Source organism: Neisseria sp. P0001.S007 (assembly GCF_051963655.1).
Taxonomy (GTDB): domain Bacteria; phylum Pseudomonadota; class Gammaproteobacteria; order Burkholderiales; family Neisseriaceae; genus Neisseria; species Neisseria subflava_A.
Genome location: NZ_JBQCUB010000014.1, coordinates 1 through 22077, shown reverse-complemented (window position 1 = coordinate 22077; position 22077 = coordinate 1). Strand labels below are relative to the sequence as shown.

Annotated in this window: 17 protein-coding genes and 1 tRNA gene; 10 read left to right on the top strand and 8 right to left on the bottom strand. The window is 48.1% G+C overall.

The features are described 5' to 3' along the window. Positions 1 to 2217: YadA family autotransporter adhesin (locus ACTHRE_RS10690; RefSeq protein WP_440345066.1), on the top strand; the 2217-nt coding region annotated here is incomplete at its 5' end. Between the two features lie 154 nt (positions 2218 to 2371). Next, positions 2372 to 4993 (top strand): aminopeptidase N, encoded by a 2622-nt coding sequence (gene pepN, locus ACTHRE_RS10685; protein WP_377073742.1) that lies wholly within the window; start codon positions 2372 to 2374, stop codon positions 4991 to 4993. A gap of 187 nt (positions 4994 to 5180) precedes the next feature. Here pepN and porB read toward each other — a convergent pair whose 3' ends face one another. The 6 genes from porB to ACTHRE_RS10655 all read right to left on the bottom strand — a co-directional run bounded on the left by porB (position 5181) and on the right by ACTHRE_RS10655 (position 10832). Beyond that, positions 5181 to 6308 (bottom strand): trimeric porin PorB, encoded by a 1128-nt coding sequence (porB, locus tag ACTHRE_RS10680; RefSeq protein ID WP_070646593.1) that lies wholly within the window; start codon positions 6306 to 6308, stop codon positions 5181 to 5183. A 387-nt stretch (positions 6309 to 6695) separates the two neighbouring features. After that, positions 6696 to 7709, bottom strand: coding sequence for a ketol-acid reductoisomerase (ilvC, locus tag ACTHRE_RS10675; protein WP_070646594.1), 1014 nt, complete (start codon positions 7707 to 7709; stop codon positions 6696 to 6698). 60 nt (positions 7710 to 7769) lie between these two features. Beyond that, entirely contained in the window at positions 7770 to 8063 is a 294-nt protein-coding gene (locus ACTHRE_RS10670) for a putative quinol monooxygenase (RefSeq protein ID WP_377073741.1), read from the bottom strand. A 66-nt stretch (positions 8064 to 8129) separates the two neighbouring features. After that, positions 8130 to 8621 carry an acetolactate synthase small subunit gene (gene ilvN, locus ACTHRE_RS10665; protein ID WP_003685820.1) on the bottom strand — a complete coding sequence of 164 codons (492 nt, stop codon included), beginning with the start codon at positions 8619 to 8621 and terminating at the stop codon, positions 8130 to 8132. A 10-nt stretch (positions 8622 to 8631) separates the two neighbouring features. Next, complete coding sequence (gene ilvB / locus ACTHRE_RS10660) at positions 8632 to 10359, bottom strand: biosynthetic-type acetolactate synthase large subunit (protein WP_377073740.1); 1728 nt, start codon at positions 10357 to 10359, stop codon at positions 8632 to 8634. Between the two features lie 388 nt (positions 10360 to 10747). After that, positions 10748 to 10832 (bottom strand) — tRNA-Leu (locus tag ACTHRE_RS10655). A 284-nt stretch (positions 10833 to 11116) separates the two neighbouring features. Here ACTHRE_RS10655 and ACTHRE_RS10650 point away from each other — a divergent pair. From ACTHRE_RS10650 to hisD, 4 genes are all read left to right on the top strand, one after another. After that, complete coding sequence (locus ACTHRE_RS10650) at positions 11117 to 11779, top strand: SCO family protein (protein ID WP_070583489.1); 663 nt, start codon at positions 11117 to 11119, stop codon at positions 11777 to 11779. Between the two features lie 82 nt (positions 11780 to 11861). Beyond that, positions 11862 to 12515: an ATP phosphoribosyltransferase gene (hisG, locus tag ACTHRE_RS10645; RefSeq protein WP_377073739.1), complete on the top strand. Its 654-nt coding sequence runs from the start codon at positions 11862 to 11864 to the stop codon at positions 12513 to 12515. Positions 12516 to 12563: 48 nt separating this feature from the next. Next, positions 12564 to 13289 carry an oxygen-insensitive NADPH nitroreductase gene (nfsA, locus tag ACTHRE_RS10640; protein WP_377073738.1) on the top strand — a complete coding sequence of 242 codons (726 nt, stop codon included), beginning with the start codon at positions 12564 to 12566 and terminating at the stop codon, positions 13287 to 13289. Positions 13290 to 13360: 71 nt separating this feature from the next. Beyond that, on the top strand, positions 13361 to 14653 hold the full coding sequence (gene hisD / locus ACTHRE_RS10635; RefSeq protein WP_377073737.1) for a histidinol dehydrogenase: 1293 nt from the start codon (positions 13361 to 13363) through the stop codon (positions 14651 to 14653). 107 nt (positions 14654 to 14760) lie between these two features. Here hisD and ACTHRE_RS10630 read toward each other — a convergent pair whose 3' ends face one another. Next, complete coding sequence (locus ACTHRE_RS10630) at positions 14761 to 15642, bottom strand: prephenate dehydrogenase (protein WP_377073736.1); 882 nt, start codon at positions 15640 to 15642, stop codon at positions 14761 to 14763. Positions 15643 to 15937: 295 nt separating this feature from the next. Between ACTHRE_RS10630 and ACTHRE_RS10625 the strand changes: the two genes are divergently transcribed. The 4 genes from ACTHRE_RS10625 (at position 15938) to ACTHRE_RS10610 (ending at position 20929) form a co-directional block, all read left to right on the top strand. Beyond that, positions 15938 to 16432: a MarR family transcriptional regulator gene (locus tag ACTHRE_RS10625; protein ID WP_004521040.1), complete on the top strand. Its 495-nt coding sequence runs from the start codon at positions 15938 to 15940 to the stop codon at positions 16430 to 16432. Between the two features lie 49 nt (positions 16433 to 16481). Then, a complete protein-coding gene (locus tag ACTHRE_RS10620; protein WP_377073735.1) occupies positions 16482 to 17888 on the top strand; it encodes an efflux transporter outer membrane subunit in 1407 nt (468 codons plus the stop codon). Between the two features lie 222 nt (positions 17889 to 18110). After that, on the top strand, positions 18111 to 19301 hold the full coding sequence (locus ACTHRE_RS10615) for an HlyD family secretion protein (RefSeq protein ID WP_315040067.1): 1191 nt from the start codon (positions 18111 to 18113) through the stop codon (positions 19299 to 19301). A gap of 101 nt (positions 19302 to 19402) precedes the next feature. Beyond that, the gene (locus ACTHRE_RS10610; protein WP_377073734.1) at positions 19403 to 20929 is read left to right on the top strand and encodes a DHA2 family efflux MFS transporter permease subunit; all 1527 of its coding nucleotides are present in this window, start codon (positions 19403 to 19405) and stop codon (positions 20927 to 20929) included. 42 nt (positions 20930 to 20971) lie between these two features. Here ACTHRE_RS10610 and thrB read toward each other — a convergent pair whose 3' ends face one another. Next, on the bottom strand, positions 20972 to 21889 hold the full coding sequence (gene thrB, locus ACTHRE_RS10605) for a homoserine kinase (RefSeq protein ID WP_377073733.1): 918 nt from the start codon (positions 21887 to 21889) through the stop codon (positions 20972 to 20974). Positions 21890 to 22077 lie beyond the last annotated feature (188 nt).

Genomic DNA, 22077 nt, shown 5'->3' with positions numbered 1-22077 from the left:
GTAGCTGACGGCGACCTCAATGCCAACAGCAAAGACGCCGTCAACGGCAGCCAACTGTTTGCGACCAACCAAAACGTCGCGACCAACGCCGCCAATATCGCCAAAGGCATCAACTTCGGCGGTACCACCGGCAGCAACAACTACGCATTGGGTGACACCATCAATGTCAAAGGCGACAGCAACATCATCAGCGAAACCGTAGCCGGTGGTGCACAGCTGAAACTGGCCGATGTATTGAATGTCGGTCAAGCGGCTCCGGTAAAAATCGATGGTGATAAAGGCGAAGTCAGCGGCTTGAGCAATACGACTTTGGGCGGCAGCGACTTTGCCCAAGGCAAACGTGCGGCGACTGAAGAGCAGTTGAATGCGGCCCAAGATCAGTTGGTGAATGTATTGGGTGGTAATGCAGCCAATAATGGCGGCAACATCAGCATGACCGATATTGGCGGTACTGGTGAGAACAATATCCACGATGCAATCAAAGCCGTTAATGCAACTGCCAATCTGCCTTTGACTTTCGGCGGCGACAGTGGCAAAGACGTTGAACGCAAACCGGGTACGAAGCTGAATATTGTTGGCGGTCAAACCGATGCAGCCAAACTTTCAGACGGCAATATCGGCGTTGTAGCGAATGGCTCTGATAAGTTGGAAGTCAAATTGGCTAAAGACTTGGCAGTTGACAGCGTGAAAGCCGGTGACACCACAGTCAATACTGACGGCGTGAAAGTTGGTGATGTCAACCTGACTAAAGCTGGCTTGAACAACGGCGGCAACAAGATTACCAATGTTGCGGCTGGTACCGATGATACTGATGCGGTGAATGTTGCTCAGTTGAACAAAGCTGCGGCTGCGGCTAAGACTGAAGTCGTTCAAGGCGATAACATTGTTGTTACTCAGGATGTCGGCGCCAATGGCCAAACCATTTACAAAGTGGCTACCGATAAAAACTTGAAAGTAGACAGTGTTACCGCAGGCGATACCGTGATGAATAATGACGGTGTGAAAGTTGGCGATGATGTTGCATTGAACAAAGACGGCTTGAAAGCAGGCAAGGTAAACCTGACTAAAGACGGCTTGGACAATGGCGGCAATAAGATTACCAACGTTGCAGCCGGTACGGATGACACCGATGCAGTCAATGTTTCTCAACTGAAACAAGCTGCCGCTGCATCTAAGACTGAAGTCGTTCAAGGTAAGAACATCGTTGTGACTCAGAAAACAGGCGACAAGGGTCAAACTGTTTACGAGGTGGCAACCGATAAAGACTTGGATGTTGACAGCGTGAAAGCCGGCGATACCGCAGTGAATGCTGACGGTGTCAAAGTGGGTGACGATGTTGCATTGAACAAAGATGGCTTGAAAGCAGGCAAGGTAAACCTGACGAAAGACGGCTTGGACAATGCGGGCAACAAAGTAACCAACGTAGCGGATGGCGACATCAATGCCAACAGCAAAGATGCCGTCAACGGCAGCCAGTTGTACGCAACCAACCAAAACGTAGCCAACAATGCTGCGACGATTGCCAAAGGCATTAACTTCGGCGGTACGACCGGCAACAACAACTACGCGTTGGGCGACACCATCAACGTTAAAGGCGACAGCAACATCATCAGCGAAACCGTAGCCGGTGGCGCTCAACTGAAGTTGGCTGACGAGATTAGCGTGAAGACAGTGAATGCCGATACATTCAAAGCAGGCGATACTGTGATGAATAACGACGGCGTGAAAGTCGGTGATAAAGTTGCGTTGAACAAAGATGGTCTGACCGCAGGCAATACCGTGGTCAACAACGATGGCGTAACCATCGCTGCACCGACTGAAAACAATCCGAACAACCAAGTCAAATTGTCTCCTGTCGGTCTGAACAACGGCGGCCAACGCATTACCAATGTAGCTCCGGGTAAAGACGGTACAGATGCGGCAAACGTGAACCAGTTGATCGGTTTGGGTACCGAGTTGCAGAACAACATCAACCAAGTAGGCAAGAAAGCCTACGCGGGTGTGGCCGGTGCGATTGCCCAAGGCTCGATTCCTCAAGTAACCCGTCCGGGTGCGACCGGTATCGGTGTCGGCAGCGGCTACTATGGCGGCCAGTCTGCCATGGCCATCGGCGTGTCTGCGATGAGCGACGGCGGCAACTGGATTGTCAAAGGCAACTTCTCGGCCAATACCGACGGTCATGTCGGTGTGGGTGCCGGTGCGCTGTATCAGTGGTAAGTTGGCAATGACAGGCAACTAGATTTGCTGCCTGAATAGGGAGGCCGTCTGAAATTTTAGGTTTCAGACGGCTTTTTTTCCGAAAACACTTGAATTTAGGCTAGATGAAACGATATGCTTCATCTATTTACCGCATGACTCTGAAAGAGAACAAATGAGCAAAACCATCCATTATTTGAAAGACTACGCCGCGCCAGCGTACCGTATTCTGAAAACCGACCTGCATTTCGATATTTTAGAACCGCAAACCATCGTCAAATCCAGTCTGACCGTTCAACCTGAAAGAGCAGGGGAGCCGTTGGTATTGGATGGTTCGGCAAAACTGCTGTCTGTGAAAGTAAACGGCCAGGCCGTAGATTATGTGTTGGAAGACGAAAAACTGACGATTGCAGGCGTGCCGTCTGAAAACTTCACTCTGGAAGTGGAAACCGAAATTTTGCCGGCTGAGAACAAATCTCTGATGGGTCTGTATGCTTCCGGCGGCAACCTGTTTACCCAATGCGAACCGGAAGGTTTCCGCAAAATTACGTTCTATATTGACCGTCCGGATGTCATGTCTAAATTTACCACCACCATCGTTGCAGACAAAAAACGCTATCCGGTGTTGTTGTCTAACGGCAATAAAATCGATGGCGGCGAGTTTTCAGACGGCCGTCATTGGGTGAAATGGGAAGATCCGTTTGCCAAACCGAGCTATCTGTTTGCTTTGGTAGCAGGCGATTTGGCGGTAACGGAAGATTATTTTACGACCATGAGCGGCCGTAAGGTCAAAATCGAGTTCTACACCACGGAGACAGACAAACCTAAAGTCGGGTTTGCAGTGGAATCGTTGAAAAATGCGATGAAATGGGACGAGACACGCTTCGGTTTGGAATACGACTTGGATATTTTCATGGTCGTTGCCGTGGGCGATTTCAATATGGGTGCGATGGAAAACAAAGGTTTGAATATTTTCAACACCAAGTTTGTGCTGGCCAACAGCCGTACCGCGACTGATACCGACTTTGAAGGCATCGAATCTGTCGTCGGCCACGAATATTTCCACAACTGGACAGGCAACCGCGTGACCTGCCGCGATTGGTTCCAATTGTCGCTGAAAGAAGGTTTGACCGTATTCCGTGATCAAGAGTTTTCCGGCGACCGAGCCAGCCGCGTGGTACGTCGTATCGACAATGTCCGTATGCTGCGCTTGTTCCAATTCCCTGAAGATGCGGGACCGACTGCGCATCCTGTCCGCCCGGCCAGCTATGAGGAGATGAACAACTTCTACACCATGACCGTTTATGAAAAAGGTGCGGAAGTCGTGCGCATGTATCACACCTTGCTCGGAGAAGAGGGCTTCCAAAAAGGCATGAAGCTGTATTTCCAACGCCACGACGGTCAGGCTGTGACTTGTGATGATTTCCGTGCCGCAATGGCAGACGCAAACGGCATCAATCTTGATCAGTTCGCTTTGTGGTATAGCCAAGCCGGTACGCCGGGTTTAGATACTCAAGGCCGTCTGAAAGATGGTGCGTTTGAATTGACCATCAAACAAACCATTCCGGCTACACCCGATATGGCGGACAAACAGCCGATGATGATTCCGGTCAAAACCGGTTTGCTGAATGAAAAAGGCGAAGCGGTTGAATTTGAATATCAAGGCAAACGGGTGAAAGAGGCGGTTTTGGTATTGACTGAAGCTGAGCAGACTTTTGTCTTGGGCGGCGTCAATGAGCCGGTTATCCCGTCTCTGTTGCGAGATTTTTCTGCACCGGTTACCCTGAACTATCCGTACAGCGAGCAAGAATTGGCCACTTTGCTGGCGGCAGATGAAAATGAATTTGCCCGTTGGGAAGCTGCTCAAACCCTGTACCATCGTGCCATTAACGCTAACCGTCAGGCATTGGCGGAAGGCCGTCCTTTGCCGGAACACAAAGCATTGATGGACGCTTTGGCTTTGGTGGTTTCCAGTGACTTCGATCCAGCATTCCGTGCCATTTTGCTGCAAATGCCGTCTGAAACCGATGTATGGGCGGAAGAGGAAAATATTGATCCGATTCAGGTTCATCAAGCGCGAGAAGTCTTGCTCAATGCCGTTGCCGTCAAGTTCCTGCCTCAATGGCGCGAGCTGAACCGTCAAGCTGCCGAGCAAGAAAACCAGGCTGATGCTGCTGTTCGTTATGAATACAGCCCGGAATTGGCCGGCTGGCGCACTTTGCGCAATGCTTGCAGGGCATTTATCCTTCGTGCTGACGCAGCGCATATCGAACACGTTGCGGAAAATTACGAAGCAATGGCGCAAAACATGACCCACGAATGGGGTATCTTATCCGCAATCAACAGCAATGAAAGCGAAATCCGCAATCGTTTGTTGACACAATTTGCCGATAAATTCGCAGATGATGCTTTAGTAATGGACAAATACTTTGCTCTGATTGCCTCAAGTCGCCGCAAAGATACTTTACAGCAAGTTCAGACGGCCTTGAGTCATCCTAAGTTCAGTATCGAAAATCCAAATAAAGCCCGTTCTTTATTGATGAGCTTCAGTCGTAATATTCCGCACTTCCATGCAGAAGATGGTAGTGGATACCGTTTTATTGCTGATAAAGTGATGGAAATCGACCACTTTAACCCACAGGTTGCCGCCCGACTGGTGCAGGCTTTCAACATCTGCAACAAATTGGAAGCCACTCGAAAAGCCGTCATGACCAAAGAGTTGCAACGCATCTATGCACAAGAAGATTTGTCCAAAGATGTGGGCGAGATCGTCGGTAAGATTTTGAATGAAAAATAAAGAGCTTGTTTGTTGACCTTATTGTCATTTGGCAATAGGGATAGATAGACTAAAGGCCGTCTGAAACTAATTGGTTTCAGACGGCCTTTTTATATATCAACGCTTAAATCAATTTTCGTTGAGGGTAGGGAATAGAATAAAAAAAGAGCCTGCATAAAACAGGCTCTTTTTCATACTAATCCGAAGATTAGAATTTGTGACGCAGGCCAACCAAACCAGAGATGGTTTCAACTTTGTGAGGGCCAGACTCAGCACCACGCAACCAGCCGGCAGAAACCAGAGCGGTAGTACGTTTAGAGAAGTCGTAGTCAGCACCAACGATAACTTGGTCGTATTGAGTGCCTTTCAGTTTTTGACCGTCAACTTTAGCTTTGAAGCCGTGAGCGTAAGAAACGCGAGGAGTTACGTTACCAGCGCGGTAAGCGGCAGTAGCAGCAACTTCAACAGTTTCAACACCTTTGCCATCCAAACCAGCAGCAGTACCAAATACTACGTTAGAAGCGTTAGTACCAGCAGTGCGCATATCATCAGTTACAACACCGTTAGATTGGGCTTGAGCGTAATCACCCAAAGTTTCCCAGTTTTTAGCGTATTGACCAGCTACAGATACAAACAGGTTGTTAGCATCGTAACCAGCTACCAAACGTTGTACGTGACCGTCTTTAACATCTACAGAGTTTTTACGGAAACCACCAGCGTATTGACCGAAGAAACCAGAGTTTTCGTAGTTCAGGCCAGCGTAGTAAGTGTCACGAGAAGGAACTTTGTGAGCGTATTTGTCAGAAGGGTTAGCGTTGTCACGTGGAGTGTATTGTACGCTTGCGCTGAAGCCTGAGAATACAGGGCTGTCGTAACGTACAGACACTGCACGTTTGTCAACACGGGTAAATACAGACATATTCAAAGCACCGTTGCTGCTTTCCCATTGGTCAACGTTGTCGCTAGAGTCTTTAACAGTAGAGTTCAATTTACCGGCACGAATTTTACCGAAGCCACCTTCCAAACCGATGAAAGATTCGCGAGAAGCCCACTCTTTGTCGCCACCGGCGATAGAAGTGTTTTGTTCAACTTGCCAGATAGCATTCAAGTTGCTGCCCAAGTGTTCGTGGCCTTTGAAGCCGATGCGTGAACCGAAGTCAGCGATTTCAGTAGCAGTTTTAGAGCTTTTCTCTTTACCCAGTGCAGTAGCGGTTTTTTCACCCAATTTTACTTTGGATACTTCAACACCGGCTTTGATTTGACCGTACAGAGTTACGTCAGCCATAGCTGCAACAGGTAGAGCCGCCAAAGTCAGGGCAATCAGGGATTTTTTCATTGCTGTTTTCCTTTTTTAAGTGTGAAGAAGCGAGCATTCGTTCTTCTTATTACGATATCGTTCTGTTTCAACGATTCCATAACCATAATATAAAGGTTATGGCTTAAGAAAACAAATTTTCCTCTTGTTTTAGGCGTATTTTGTTGGGAAACGTTGTTTTTTGCAGACAGAGTAGGTATGGGAAATGGTCGTTTATTTCGTAATATGTTTTTTTAAAAGGAAATTCTAGGAGAACCATAAAAGACGGCTTATTGAGTTTGGAGTTTAAATGTTGTTTATATTGTTTTCAGACGGCCTTGTTGAGTGAGATTTATAGTGTATTGGGTTTTAAAATTATAAAAAACCTGCCTGAGTGATCAGGCAGGTTTCATTTGCTTGAAAGACAGATTAGTTTTTGTCTTGGTCAACCAGTTTGTTTTTAGCGATCCAAGGCATCATAGAACGCAGTTGTGCACCCACTTTTTCGATTTGGTGGTCGGCGTTCAGACGGCGACGGGCAGTCATGCTGGCGTAGTTGGTCGCGCCTTCTTGGATGAACATTTTGGCATATTCGCCGCTTTGAATACGGTACAGTGCTTTTTTCATCGCTGCTTTGGTTGCAGGAGTCACTACTTCAGGGCCGGTAACGTATTCACCGTATTCGGCATTGTTGGAAATGGAGTAGTTCATGTTGGCAATACCGCCTTCGTACATCAGGTCAACGATCAGTTTCAGCTCGTGCAGACATTCGAAGTAGGCCATTTCTGGAGCATAGCCGGCTTCAACCAAAGTTTCAAAGCCGCATTTCACCAATTCAACTGCGCCACCGCACAATACGGCTTGTTCGCCGAACAGGTCGGTTTCGGTTTCTTCGCGGAAGTTGGTTTCGATTACGCCGCCTTTAGTGCCGCCGTTGGCTGCTGCGTAAGACAGGGCGATGTCTTTGGCTTTGCCGCTTTTATCTTGGTAAACGGCGATCAGGGAAGGTACGCCGCCGCCTTTCAGGAATTCGCTGCGTACGGTGTGACCTGGGCCTTTAGGGGCGATCATGATAACGTCGAGGTCGGCGCGAGGTACGATTTGGTTGTAGTGTACGTTGAAGCCATGGGCGAACGCCAATACTGCACCTTCTTTCAAGTTAGGCTCGATTTCGTTTTTGTATACGATAGGTTGGTTTTCGTCAGGCAACAGAATCATTACAACGTCGGCTGCTTTGGTTGCTTCAGCAACGGTGCGCACGTCGTGGCCGGCTGCTTCGGCTTTTTTCCAAGAGCCGCCTTGGCGCAGACCGATTACGACATTTACGCCGGAATCTTTCAGGTTTGCTGCGTGTGCGTGACCTTGTGAACCGTAGCCGATGATGGCAACGGTTTTGCCTTTGATCAGAGAAAGGTCAGCGTCTTTATCGTAATAAACTTGCATTTTATTTCCTTAGTGTAAGAGGGTTCCGGATAATCCGGGTTGAGTTAAAAGTAAAGGGGCTTAAGCGGGGACTTGGTTCATCAAGACGATTTCCAATGCTTCGGTTTTTCCTTCGATGGATTTGACGAAGTTTTGGAAATGTTCGCTGGCATTGTGTTCGTCAATAGCTGCTTGGGATTTCCAGCTTTCTACGAATACGAAACGGTTGGGTTTGCCGATTTCTTGGTGCAGGTCGTAGCTGATGTTGCCTTCTTCTGCACGGCTGGTTTTGACCAATTCTTTAAATTGGGCAGCCAGAGTCTCGGTGTATTCGGGTTTGACGGTAACTAATGCAACGATTTGGATGCTTGACATATTTGTCTCCTACTGTTTTTCAGACGGCCTTTGTTGAAAGTAAAAGGCCGTCTGAACGATACAGCGTTAAATTTTCAAAATACGCTCGCCACGACCGATACCGGCTGCGCCTGTGCGTACGGTTTCCAAAATTTGGGCGCGACCGACTGTTTCGAGGAAAGAGTCGAGTTTTTCGGTAGAACCTGTTATTTCGATGGTGTAGCTGCGGTCTGTTACGTCAATGACGCTGCCGCGGTAGATTTCGGTCAATCGCAGGAATTCGTCGCGGTCTTTGCCGACGGCGCGGACTTTTACCAACATCAGCTCGCGTTCGACAAAACGGCTTTCGTTCAAATCAACCACTTTGATAACTTCAATCAGTTTGTTGAGCTGTTTGGTGATTTGCTCGATAACGTGTTCGTCGCCGTGGGTAACGATGGTCATGCGAGACAAGGTTTTGTCTTCGGTTGGCGCAACAGCCAGGGAGTCGATGTTGTAATCGCGTGCGGAGAACAAACCTACCACACGGCTCATCGCACCTGATTCGTTTTCCATCAGAATAGATAAGATATGTCGCATTTTTCTCTCCTTACGCTGACAATGTTTCGCGCATATGCGGCGGCAGAACCATCTCGTCCAAGCCTTTGCCGTTGCCGACCATAGGCAGTACGTTTTGTTTCTTATCAGTCAAGAAATCGAGGAATACCAGGCGGTCTTTTTGGTTTAATGCTTCCAGCAATGCGCCTTCTACATCGGATTTCTTGTCCACACGGATGCCGATATGGCCGTAGGCTTCAGCCAGTTTGACAAAATCAGGCAATGAGTCGAAATAGGTTTCCGATTCACGGTTGCCATAATAAAGTTCTTGCCATTGGCGGACCATACCGAGGTAGCCGTTGTTCAGGGTAACGACGTTAACTGGAACTCGGTATTGGAAGCAGGTCGACAGCTCCTGGATGTTCATCTGAATCGAGCCTTCGCCGGTGATGCAGAATACATCTTGATCAGGAGCGGCCAGTTTCGCACCGATGGCATATGGCAAGCCTACGCCCATTGTGCCTAAACCGCCGGAATTGAGCCATTGGCGCGGACGCTCGAATGGGTAATATTGAGCGGTAAACATTTGGTGTTGACCGACATCGGAAGTAATGATGGCAGAATTATTGGTGATTTCGGCCAGTTTTTGAATGACGTATTGCGGTTTGATGATTTCGCTTTCATTATCAAACCACAGGCAGTTGCGAGAACGCCATTCTTCAATGCTTTTCCACCATTTATCCAATGAGTCGGCTGCAGGTGCAGATTCTTGCTTGCCCCACAATTGAATCATTTCGGACAATACGTTTTTCACGTCGCCGACAATCGGGATATCCACTTTGACGCGTTTGGCAATGCTGGACGGGTCAACGTCGATATGAATAATTTTTTTGGTTTTTTCAAAGAATTTGGACGGCACGGAAATCACGCGGTCATCGAAGCGCGCACCGATTGCCAGTACAACGTCTGCATTCTGCATGGCGAGGTTGGCTTCGTAAGTGCCGTGCATGCCCAGCATGCCCAAGAATTGGCGGTCGCTGGAAGGGTATGCACCCAAGCCCATCAATGTACCGGTACAAGGAGCGCCGATCATGCGGACGAATTTGGTCATTTCCTCAGAGGCATTGCCCAAAACCACGCCGCCGCCGAAGTAAACAATAGGGCGTTTGGCGGAAGCCAGCATTTGTACGGCTTTTTTGATTTGACCGATGTGGCCTTGTACAACCGGTTGGTAAGAGCGGATGAAGATGTCTTCTTGCGGATAGCTGAATTTAGCCATTGCTTGGGTAACATCTTTAGGAACATCGACAACAACGGGACCCGGACGGCCGCTTGCGGCAATTTGGAAAGCTTTTTTGATGGTGTCTGCCAACTCAGCAATATTGGTTACCAAGAAATTGTGTTTGACACAAGGGCGAGTAATGCCGACTGTGTCCACTTCTTGGAATGCGTCTGTCCCGATAAGGGAGTTGCCCACCTGGCCGCTGATGACTACCAACGGAATGGAGTCGCTGTAAGCGGTGGCGATGCCGGTCAGTGCATTGGTTACGCCTGGGCCGGAAGTCACCAAGGCAACGCCGACTTTGCCACTGACACGGGCATAGGCATCTGCCGCATGTACGGCTGCCTGCTCGTGGCGAACCAGGATGTGCTTGAATTTATTGAGTTGGAAAAGGGCATCGTAGATTTCGATAACCGCGCCGCCCGGATAGCCGAATACATACTCGACACCTTCGGCTTTGAGACTTTGCACGATGATTTGTGCGCCAGATAATTGCATATTGACCTCTTTTATATGGTCTCAAACCAATAGGAACAATCCGCCTCACCACAGCACCTGTAATGCAATTCCACCAAGCAGCGATTTAGGGTACGCGCACTGAGGGAATACGATGACAGTCAGACTATCCAAGCAATTGGAAAGAAACACAGAGTTTGTGAAAAAGAGTAGAAACGATAACGCAATCCGACTGTACAAGCAAGACAAAATCTTTCATCTTTTAACGTTTAAGGAGTGAAAATAGATTATCGTTTGATTTTAAAGAAATAAAAAAATAGTTTTATTGAGCTTGATGTGGGTGGATTGTTGACAGTTTGAGTAAGGAGAAGGTTTTGCAAATGATAAATAGCAAAAAACCTCTTGACTGAATCAAGAGGTTTTTTTAATTTGGTGCCCAGGGTCGGACTCGAACCGACACACCTTGCGGCGGGGGATTTTGAGTCCCCTGCGTCTACCAATTTCGCCACCTGGGCTAGCGAAGAAGTCGTCATTATAGCGAGTTCTTGAATCTTGTAAAGCAGTATTTGAAAAAAAATTGGATTATTTTTATATTTATTTGATTTTTAATGAATTAAACTTTTTACGTTTGATGGCTATCCAAATAGAAGGCAGATTTTTAAAACAAAAAAAGCAGTATTTATCTGCAAAAAGGGCTACATTTAATGTGTCAAACGCGTTAATATGAAGATGTTTTGTTTTTATATCGGCCGGGCAGTTGTTTGGCCTTACTTATTTGAAACGGTTTTGGAGAAAATTTATGCTTTCCGTTACACGAACTTTCCTACTCAGTGCTTTTGCGTTGGCTGCTCTGGCTGCTTGTCAGCCTAAAGAAGAGGCCAAAGAGGCTTCTTCGACACCTGCCACTTCTGCTGCGCCTGCTGCTTCCGGTGAGTCTGCACCCAAAGTGCAAGCGCGTGGTACCGATATGCGCAAAGAAGATATTGGCGGCGACTTCACATTGACCGATGGCGACGGCAAACCTTTCAGCCTGAGCGACTTGAAAGGCAAAGTGGTTATCCTGTCTTTCGGTTATACCCACTGTCCTGACGTATGCCCGACCGAGTTGCTGACTTACAGCGATACTTTGAAACAATTGGGCGATCAGGCTAAAGACGTGAAAGTAGTATTTGTCAGCATCGACCCGGAGCGCGATACGCCTGAAGTAATCGGCAAATACGCCAAACAGTTCCACCCTGATTTTATCGGCCTGACGGCTACCGGCGATCAAAGCCTGCCTGTCATCAAACAGCAATACCGTGTGGTATCGGCTAAAGTTAACCAAAAAGAAGACAGCGAAAACTATTTGGTCGACCACTCTTCAGGTGCATATTTGATTGATAAAAACGGCGAAGTGGCGATTTTCTCGCCTTATGGCAGCGAGCCGGAAACGATTGCGGCTGATGTGAAAACTTTATTGTAAAACCGTAGTTGGGGCCGTCTGAAATGGGTTGTGGATTTCAGACGGCCTTCTTGTTTTTGATACGGCAAAGGAGAAGAAAAAAATGACCGACACACTTTTAACGATTGCTTTATCCAAGGGGCGAATTTTTGAGGAAACCCTGCCGCTGCTGGCCGCCGCCGGTATTGTGCCTGCGGAAGAGCCGGAAAAATCGCGCAAGCTGATTATTGGTACGAATCATGACAACATCCGTTTGGTGATTGTGCGCGCGACCGACGTGCCGACTTATGTGCAATATGGTGCGGCGGATTTCGGTATTGCCGGTAAGGATGTGCTGATTGAGCATGGCGGAGATGGCCTGTATCAACCTTTGGATTTGCACATCGCCTCATGCCGCATGATGGTTGCGGTTAAAAAAGGTTTCGATTACGCCGTTGCCTCCAAACCCGGCAGCCGCTTGCGGATTGCCACCAAATATCCCGACATCGCCGCCGAACACTTTGCCGATAAAGGTGTGCATGTGGACATCATCAAACTGTACGGCTCGATGGAGCTTGCGCCTTTGGTTGGTTTGAGCGACGCGATTGTCGATTTGGTTTCCAGCGGAAATACTTTGAAGGCCAATGGTTTGGAAGCTGTGGAACATGTGGCTGATATTTCCAGCCACTTGGTGGTCAACAAGGCGGCGTTGAAAACCAAATATGCGCTGTTGAATCCGATTATTCAGGCATTTGAAAATGCCGCTAAGGCCGTCTGAAAAGTTTTTGGCAAAAACTGTCTGCCAACCCAGTTTGAAAGCCCCGTCATGATGCAAAGCAAACCGACACTCAATACGATTCTTTCCCATCGTTCCATCCGTAGGTTTACTTCCGAACCGATTGCCGATGAAATCCTCGATACGCTGATTCGCGCCGGACAACAGGCTTCTACTTCCAATAATCTGCAATGCGTTTCCATCATCCGAGTATCCGACCTTGCGCTGAGGCAGGGGATACATGAAGCGGCAGGAAGCGCACCTTATATTGTCCATTGTGCGGAATTTTTATTGTTTTGCATCGATTTCTCTAAACACAAGGCGATGTTTCCCGATGCGCAAATTGATTGGGCGGAAGTAACCCTGATTGGCGCGGTCGATGCAGGCATTATGGCGCAAAATGTATTGCTTGCCGCCGAATCACTTGGGCTGGGCGGCGTGTATATCGGCGCGTTGCGCAATAATGCACAAAAAGTGTCGGACGTATTGAACCTGCCGGATTATTGCGTGCCTTTGGTGGGATTGTGTCTTGGTTATCCGGACCAAGACCCGCCGCTCAAACCGCGCCTGCCTAAGGAAATGGTCTATGCCGAAAACGCCTGTCCGAGCCTGAATGCCGAGGCGGTTGAAGCCTATAATCAGGCAGTGGCGGATTATTATGAGTTACGCAAGGGTAGCCCGATACCTTGGAAGGAATCGCTGGCCAAAACCTTGGGCAATCCTGTACGGCCGCATATGTTGGCGTTTTTGCAGAAAAAAGGTTTTTTGAAAAAATAATGTTCAGACGGCCTATGTGTGGCTGAGGCCGTCTGAAAACAATAGGAACGAAACAAGGAAGAGAGCAAACCATGAAGAAACTCGACACCCAATCCCCTGATTTTCAAGCCGAACTCAAAGCGTTACTCGCTTTTGAAACCGCGCAAAACCCTGAAATTGACCGTATTGTTGCCGATATCTGCGCCGATGTTCAAAAACGCGGCGATGCGGCGTTGATTGAATATACCAACCGCTTTGACGGTACATCCACTCAAACCATCGACGATTTAATCCTGACGCAAGATGACTTGCAGTCTGCGTTTGAGCGTTTGCCTGAAAACATTCAGACGGCCTTGAAAACGGCTGCGAGACGGGTGGAAAGCTACCATAAACACCAAAAAATGGAGTCGTGGACTTACGAAGACGAAGACGGCACGCTTTTGGGTCAACAGATTACGCCGCTTGACCGTGTCGGTATTTATGTTCCGGGCGGTAAAGCCGCTTATCCGAGTTCTGTCATCATGAACGCTATGCCTGCCCACGTTGCCGGCGTGAAAGAAATCATCATGGTCGTTCCTACTCCGAAAGGCGAGCGCAACGATATCGTGTTGGCGGCTGCTTTTGTGGCCGGTGTAACCAAAGTGTTTACGGTCGGCGGCGCTCAGGCGGTTGCGGCTTTGGCCTATGGTACGGAATCTGTGCCTCAAGTCGATAAGATTACCGGCCCGGGCAATGCCTTTGTCGCTGCGGCCAAGCGACGCGTGTTCGGCGTGGTCGGTATCGATATGGTGGCAGGGCCGTCTGAAATTTTGGTGATTGCCGATGGTACGACGCCTGCCGATTGGGTGGCCATGGATTTGTTCAGTCAGGCGGAACACGATGAAATTGCACAAGCGATTTTGATCGGTACTTCTCAAACGTATTTGGACGAAGTTCAGACGGCCATGAACCGCTTGATTGAAACCATGCCGCGCCGTGCGATTATTGAAGCTTCATTGGGCAACCGCGGCGCAATGATTTTGGCTAAAGACTTGGACGAAGCCTGCGAAATCGCCAACTATATTTCTCCCGAACACTTGGAACTGTCGGTCGAAAATCCGCAAGAGTGGGCAAAAAAAATCCGCCATGCTGGTGCGATTTTCATGGGGCGCTATACCAGTGAAAGCCTTGGCGACTATTGCGCAGGCCCCAACCACGTTTTGCCGACCAGCCGCACGGCGCGTTTCTCTTCTCCTTTGGGAACATATGATTTCCAAAAACGCTCCAGTCTGATTCAGGTTTCAGAACAAGGCGCGCAGAAGTTGGGTAAAACCGCCAGCGTGTTGGCGCATGGTGAAAGCTTGACCGCGCACGCCAGAGCGGCTGAGTTTCGTTTGAAAGGCTGAGTGAAACGTTGAAGTCGTAAGAAATCCAAAAGGGCATCTAAACAGATGCCCTTTTTATTGTGATGAAGATTTTAGCTGAGAAGGCGTCAGGCCGTCTGAAAACAGATTTAACGGTTTTTTAGCCAGTCATTACGCATTTGTGCGGCTTCTTCAAAATAGCGGTAAAGCTCGGTTTTGTTGCCGTCTGAAAGGAGTTGTTCCAATTTGGATAATTGTTCTTTCAAATCGCTGGTTAGTTTGAGCAGGGCAGGGCAGTTGGCCATGCAGATGTCTGTCCAAACGGCAGGATGGCTGGAAGCGATGCGGGTAAAGTCGCGAAAGCCGGTGGCGGCATAGGGGAGGTAGTCTTTGCCGTGAGGATGATCAACCAAAGCGTGGACATAGGCAAAGGCGACTAAGTGCGGCAAGTGGGAAACGGCGGCAAAAATATTGTCGTGTTCTTCGGCACTCATGGTGGAAATTTGCGAACCAACCGCCTGCCATAGGCTTTTCAGCCGTCTCAGGCCGTCTGAAGCCTCTTGGCCGTGTAGCGTAATGATAAGGCGACTGTTTTGAAACAAACCGCAACGCGCGGATTTTGCCCCACTTTGATCCGAGCCGGCAATCGGGTGGGCGGCAAAACATTGCGGCAGGCGGTCGGATAAGTGGGTGCGGAAGGCATTGAGTGCCGATTGTTTGGTGCTGCCGACATCGGAAACGCAGGCCGTATCTTTTAAGAAGGGCTTGATGTCGCGGCATACGTCAGGCAGGACGGAGACAGGCGTGGCAATCAAAACCAAATCGGCGTTGCCGATGCTTTCGGCGCAAATATTCGGATAGGCATGGTCGATGATGCCGCATTCGAGTGCGTAATTGAGGTTGTCGGCATTGGTGTCGATACCGGTAACGGTTTGAACCAGTCCCAAGCGTTTGAGGTCGAGCATGAACGAACCGCCGATTAAACCGACGCCGATAAGGGTGATATGGGGGAAAAAGGCGGAAGTGTTCATGGTTTGGATCCGGTACAAGTGGGAAAGCTTATTTTAATCCGTTATGGAGGCCGTCTGAAAGATGTCATCAAGGTTTCAGACGGCTTTTTTATGGTCGGATTTTCATGATTTAGGCATAGAAAACTCCGTTTAGTAGGAGCATGTAACCGATTATCAGATTTTCATACACTAAAATAATCATCTGAATTAGTATAACGTCTTAAAGTAAGTAATTGGTATCTTAAAGTAAATTATTACATCATATTTTATTTTGATTGATATCGAATAAAATAACTCACTCAGAAAGAAGGAATTTATGAGTTTTTCACAAACCGAATTAGTCAACGCAATGCGTTTGCTTTCTACCCGTCTGCCGCAGTTTCCGGAGCAGCAAAACCAAGTATCCCGCATGTTGCGCATCGTAACCGAACGTTTGAGTAGCCATTTGAACGAAAACCTGAAAGCGTTCGGCATCAATGAAAACCTGTGGTTTTCCCTGATGGCGGTTTACGTCAGCCCAAACAGCGAAATCCTGCCTTCGCGCTTGAGCGACCTGATGGACTTGACGCGCACCAGTGCAACACGCCTGTCGGACGACATGGTTGAGCGCGGCTGGGTAGAGCGTTATATCAATCAGAAAGACCGTCGTCAGATTGTGCTAAAATTGACCCCTTCGGGTGAAACCTTCATCCACGAAGTATGGCCGCAAATTGCCCGTCAGAGCGGCCAGGCGTGGGAAGATTTCACGAAAGAGGATTATGATACGCTGCAACACCTGTTGGGTAAACTGTTGAACCGTTTGGGCAATTGACAACAGACGGCCTGATGGTCTGCGGCAGGCACACATAAACGGAGTCTGTATGAAATTAGGTTTGGTCAAATCAAGCGTATGCGTTGCCGCTGTTTCGCTGTTGGCGGCATGTGCGCCGTTCGGCAAACAGTCGCCTTTGGATGAGACAACAGCCTATCCGCTGCCGCAAGGCCAATCTGCCGCTACTGCCCAAGACGGCTGGTGGATGAAGCTGAAAGATAAAAAATTAAACAATTTGATTGCTTCCGCCATTCAGACGTCTACCAATCTGCGTGTCGTCAAGGCAAGGTTTGAGCAAGCTCAGGCGCAGCTGGGCGTTGTGGGAGCCGCAAACAAACCGCAAGTCGGCTTGGGCGTTACAGGTCTGGGTGCTTATGTTTCACCCAAACCTCAAGCCGGTATGGTTGATACCGACCATACATTGGTTTTGGCGAACGCAGCCTTGCAAGGCAGCTTGGTTTTTGACTTTTGGGGTAAAAACCGAGAGCAGATTCAAGCCGTTTTGGGAAAAAGCCGGGCAGCGGTATATGAAGCGCAGCACATCCGCACCGAGTTGGCTCATGCCGTTGCTGCCCAATATTTTGCGTGGCAGATGGCGACAGAACAACTGGCTTTGCTGGATACGCGCATAGAGCTGGCTGATAAAGCATTGAAACTGATGCAACAACGCGTTAAAGCGCAGCTGGCTCCAGCCGATGCCTTGCACGCTCTGGAAATGGCGCAACAACAATTACAGCTTGAAAAATCGGTATGGACTCAGAAAAATGAGAAAATCCGCAACAGTCTGGCTGTATTGACCGGCCGAGTGCCGGGTGCATTAAATGGACAGGTTCCGGAAAAAATGGCGGCTGTGCCGTCATTGCCGGTTAGCCGTATTGAAGCGGACTTGTTGGCGGCCCGTCCCGATATCGCGGCACAAAAAGCCTTGCTTGAAGAGAAATGGCATATCGTCAAATCGACAGAGGCAGAGTTTTACCCAAATATCGAGTTGAAAGTTTTGGCAGGTATGACGCACATTGATGCGTTCAATCTGATTCGCGGACGGACTTCCGGTATGTTGGGCATTGTTCCGGCTTTGAATCTGCCATTGTTTACTTCCGGGGCGTTGCAATCCAAATTGGCGGGTAAACGTGCCCAATATAACGAGCAGGTTGCCGTGTATGACCAAACTGTTTTGAATGCCATGCGTTCGGCGGCAGATGCCGTAGTGGACTATCAAAGCCTGAAGAGCCGACAAGATACTTGGAACAAGATGGTCAATATTGCCGATAAATCTGCACAAAATGCAAAAGGACGTGTTCGTGCAGGTTTGGATAACGGCTTGAGCGCCTTGCAAAAACAAGATGAAGCTGTGCGTACGAAAATGTCGGCAGTTCAATACCATGCAGAATATCTGACAGCTTGGAGTAACCTCAATGCCCAGTTGGGCGGTGGCTTTAAATTAAATAAGAAATAAACGTTTTATTAAAACGTAGGCCGTCTGAAAGTAATTTCAGACGGCCTTTTGCTTACCTTATTTACATTTGCTACCGGAAGAAATTATTGTAATGAATAGAGTGTAACTATAAAATATGACCCTTTAGCGCGTTAAACACGCGTATTGGGGACTGATAGTATAAGTCAGCGCCCAGCAAACAATAATATCGTTATCACATGTGCAGAATTAAAGTTAGGACTTATGGATACTCAATCGGAAAAAAATAATGTCCAAAAAGAACCGGAAGTAGTCGCTTCCGGCGCTAAAACGCATCGCAAACGCAATTTGGTTATCGTTACACTCCTATTCCTTATTGCGGCAGCAGGAGTCGCTTTGGCGTATTTCCTGTTTTGGCAGCATGAAGAAGAAACGGAAGATGCTTATGTGGCCGGTCATTTGGTGATGATTACGCCGCAGGTGAACGGCACGGTGCGCAAAGTCATGTATGACGATACGGATGTCGTGAAAAAAGGCGATGTGTTGGTGGCTTTAGACGACAGCGATTTTCAGCTGGCATACGATCGCGCGCAAAATGAATTGATTCAGGCCATCCGTCAAAACAAACAGCAAACTGCGGTCAATTCAAAAGCCAAAGCGCAAGTGTTGTTGCGTAAAGCCGATTTGGCCCGTGCGCAAGCCGATTTGCGCCGCCGTGAATCCTTGGCGGGTACGGAAGCGGTTTCCGGCGAAGAGCTCAGCCATGCCCGTGCAGCTGTGGTTCAGGCTCAGGCTGCATTGAAAGCGGTTGAGGCGGAAGAAGTTTCCGCTCAGGCAGCGTTGGGTAGCAATATTCCTCTGCGGCAACAACCGGCAGTTCAGACGGCCATCAGCCACATCAAAGACGCTTGGCTGAATCTGCAACGTACGCAAATCCGTTCGCCGATTAGCGGTCAAATTGCCAAACGCAATGTCCAAGTCGGCCAACGTATCGTACAAGGTACGCCGATGATGGCTGTTGTGCCTCTGTCTGAATTGTGGGTGGATGCCAACTTTAAAGAATCGCAACTGCGCAAAATGAAAATCGGACAGCCTGTTGAAATGACAGCCGATTTGTACGGCAGCAAAGTGGTTTACCACGGCAAGGTAATGGGCTTGTCGGCAGGTACGGGCAGTGCGTTCTCATTACTGCCGGCGCAAAACGCAACGGGCAACTGGATTAAAGTTGTGCAACGTGTACCGGTGCGTATCAGTTTGGATGCTAAAGAATTGCAAAAAAATCCGCTCCGTGTCGGTTTGTCGATGACTGTTAAAGTCGATATTGCCGAAAAGGGCAGCGGTAAAGCCATGACTGCCGAAGCAGAACGAAATACTGCCTTGCCGGAAACGGAAAGTGTGGATTGGAAAGCCGCCGATGCTTTAGTCGATAAAATCTTCGAGCAATACGCAAAATAATCTTTTCAGACGGCCTGAGTCTTTTATTGAAGGCTCAGGCCGTCTGAAATATTGATTCTCTTCAATCGACCGCTTTGGCGGTTGTCTTATAGTTTATAAATATGAATTATCCGCCGTTACAAGGGTTTAAGCTGGTGTTGGCAACTTTAGCGCTCAGTTTGGCCGTATTTATGGAAGTCTTGGACAGTACCATCGCCAACGTCGCCGTGCCTGTTATTGCAGGGGATTTGGGTGCGGCTACCACGCAGGGGACTTGGGTGATTACCTCATTTGCCGTAGCCAATGCCATCTCCGTTCCCTTGACGGGTTTTTTGGCTAAGCGGTTTGGCGAGGTCAAAATCTTTATCGCCGCTGTGATCGGGTTTGTCGTCACGTCATGGCTGTGTGGCATTGCACATAATCTTCAAGCCTTGGTTTTTTTCCGTGTATTGCAAGGTTTCATTGCCGGGCCATTGATTCCTTTGTCCCAAAGCCTGTTGATGGCCTCCTATCCGCCTGAAAAACGAACATTGGCACTGGCCTTATGGGCAATGACCGTCGTTGTTGCCCCTGTATTGGGGCCGATTTTGGGCGGTTGGATTTCGGACAACTGGCATTGGGGATGGATTTTCTTTATCAATATCCCAATCGGGATTTTATCCGCCTCCATTGCTTGGAAACAGCTTAGACACAGGGAAACCGAAATTATTAGGGCGCCAATCGATTATGTCGGGCTGGTGTTGATGATTGTCGGTGTCGGCGCATTGCAAATGATGCTTGATAGAGGTAAGGAATTGGACTGGTTTGCCTCGGGAGAGATTATCGTTTTGGGCGTTACCGCTTTGGTGTTCCTGACCTATTTTATTGTTTGGGAGCTGGGCGAGAAATACCCGATTGTCGATTTGTCATTGTTTAGAAATAGAAACTTTACGATAGGCGTTGTTGCGACATCCTTGGGCTTTATGGTGTATATGGGTACATTGACCTTGCTGCCTTTGGTGTTGCAATCAAATCTCGACTATACCGCTACTTGGGCTGGTTTGGCTGCTGCACCGGTAGGTTTTCTGCCGATTATTCTGTCGCCGATTATTGGTAAGTTTGGCAATCGTGTCGATATGCGCCTGTTTGTCAGCGCCAGCTTCTTGGTATTTGCCTATACATTCCATTGGCGAACCGATTTCTATGCCGGCATGGATATGAGCAACGTCGTTTGGCCACAGTTTTGGCAGGGTTTAGGCGTAGCCATGTTCTTCCTGCCCCTGACCAGTATCACCTTATCACATATGAAGGGCAACCAAATTGCCTCGGCCAGTAGCTTGTCTAATTTCTTGAGAGTCTTTATGGGCGGTGTTGGAGTGTCCATTGTCAGCACCATGTGGGAACGGCGCGAAGCTCTGCACCATACTCAGCTGACCGAACATATTAATTCATTGTCCTCAATCAGCAACCAATCTATTCAAGGCATGATGGCCAATGGCCTGAGCAAAGAGCAAGCCCTGGCTGCGATAAATAGTACTATTTCCCAACAAGGCTTTATTATTGGCTCAAATGAAATCTTCTTGGCAGGCAGTATCATATTCATCAGTATGATTCCCATTATTTGGCTGGCAAGACCTCCGTTTAGCGGTTCCGGCGAGGGAGGGCATTAGATAAAAGGCCGTCTGAATTTCAGACGGCCTTTTATCTATATATTATTTAAGACTCAAGAGCAGATCCCTAAATGCATTTGGATCTTTAATAAACGTCATTTCTCCTGATTGAGGGAAATGGAAATCAAGTAGGCGCGATACCCAGAAACGGATACATCCGGCTCTTTGTGCAGTAGGGAAATATGCACGTTCTTCATCAGATAAAGGACGCACGCTTTCATAGCCATGGATAAAAGCATCATAAAGAGCAGGGTCTAATTTATTATCGGCTGTCCGCGCCCAGTCGTTAACTGCAATGGCCAAGTCGTACATGAAATTACCGTTACACGCATAATAAAAATCAATAAATCCAGAAACTTCATCTCCATTAAGCAATACATTATCCTTAAATAAATCTGCATGGATAATACCGGAAGGCAAATGGTCTCCCAGATTTTCATCTAAAGCAGCAATTTCAGATTGAAGCAGTGTGGCATCCTCAGAATCTAAAACAGGTAGCAATTGAGTGCAGGCATTATGCCACCAGTCATCATAACGAGGATTTTTCATTTTTAAAGGAAAGTCTTGACCGGCTAAATGCATTTTGGCCAGCATAGCACCGGTATGGAAGCATTGAGCCTCAGTTGGCCAGCCGGTATCCGAGCCATTCAAACAAGTAACCAAACAAGCCGGTTTTCCGGCCAAAATAGAATGCAGTCTGCCATCTTTGCGAGCAATCGGAGCAGCGCAGGCAACACCATTCAGACTCAAATGCTGGTTGAGTTCTAAAAAGAAAGGCAGTTCATCTGATTTTAAAACCTCAAAAACAGTCAAGACATAACGACCGGTTGAAGTTGTCAAAAAATAATTACTATTAGTAATTCCTTGAGCAATCCCCTGCAAAGAAACAAAATCTCCCAAATCATATTGCAGAAGGAAGTCACGCATTTGAGCGTCGGAAACACTTGTATAGACAGACATAGCAAACTCGAGGCTGATATAAAGGATCAAAGAAACATCATACCAAAAAACAAGCGGCAACAATATAAATTAAAGCGAAGGTCAAATTCAAAAGGCCGTCTGAAAGAGCAATTCAGACGGCCTTTAGTTTGTGTTTTTTGTATGTTTGGATAGTGTAGAAAGATTGATTGTGTTTTTTATAAAATAAA

Excerpts from the sequence above, each read along its gene's own strand:
- pepN (WP_377073742.1), top strand. The coding sequence starts at position 2,372 with ATGAGCAAAACCATCCATTATTTGAAAGACTACGCCGCGCCAGCGTAC.
- porB (WP_070646593.1), bottom strand. The coding sequence starts at position 6,308 with ATGAAAAAATCCCTGATTGCCCTGACTTTGGCGGCTCTACCTGTTGCA.
- ilvC (WP_070646594.1), bottom strand. The coding sequence starts at position 7,709 with ATGCAAGTTTATTACGATAAAGACGCTGACCTTTCTCTGATCAAAGGC.
- ACTHRE_RS10670 (WP_377073741.1), bottom strand. The coding sequence starts at position 8,063 with ATGTCAAGCATCCAAATCGTTGCATTAGTTACCGTCAAACCCGAATAC.
- ilvN (WP_003685820.1), bottom strand. The coding sequence starts at position 8,621 with ATGCGACATATCTTATCTATTCTGATGGAAAACGAATCAGGTGCGATG.
- ilvB (WP_377073740.1), bottom strand. The coding sequence starts at position 10,359 with ATGCAATTATCTGGCGCACAAATCATCGTGCAAAGTCTCAAAGCCGAA.
- ACTHRE_RS10650 (WP_070583489.1), top strand. The coding sequence starts at position 11,117 with ATGCTTTCCGTTACACGAACTTTCCTACTCAGTGCTTTTGCGTTGGCT.
- hisG (WP_377073739.1), top strand. The coding sequence starts at position 11,862 with ATGACCGACACACTTTTAACGATTGCTTTATCCAAGGGGCGAATTTTT.
- nfsA (WP_377073738.1), top strand. The coding sequence starts at position 12,564 with ATGATGCAAAGCAAACCGACACTCAATACGATTCTTTCCCATCGTTCC.
- hisD (WP_377073737.1), top strand. The coding sequence starts at position 13,361 with ATGAAGAAACTCGACACCCAATCCCCTGATTTTCAAGCCGAACTCAAA.
- ACTHRE_RS10630 (WP_377073736.1), bottom strand. The coding sequence starts at position 15,642 with ATGAACACTTCCGCCTTTTTCCCCCATATCACCCTTATCGGCGTCGGT.
- ACTHRE_RS10625 (WP_004521040.1), top strand. The coding sequence starts at position 15,938 with ATGAGTTTTTCACAAACCGAATTAGTCAACGCAATGCGTTTGCTTTCT.
- ACTHRE_RS10620 (WP_377073735.1), top strand. The coding sequence starts at position 16,482 with ATGAAATTAGGTTTGGTCAAATCAAGCGTATGCGTTGCCGCTGTTTCG.
- ACTHRE_RS10615 (WP_315040067.1), top strand. The coding sequence starts at position 18,111 with ATGGATACTCAATCGGAAAAAAATAATGTCCAAAAAGAACCGGAAGTA.
- ACTHRE_RS10610 (WP_377073734.1), top strand. The coding sequence starts at position 19,403 with ATGAATTATCCGCCGTTACAAGGGTTTAAGCTGGTGTTGGCAACTTTA.
- thrB (WP_377073733.1), bottom strand. The coding sequence starts at position 21,889 with ATGTCTGTCTATACAAGTGTTTCCGACGCTCAAATGCGTGACTTCCTT.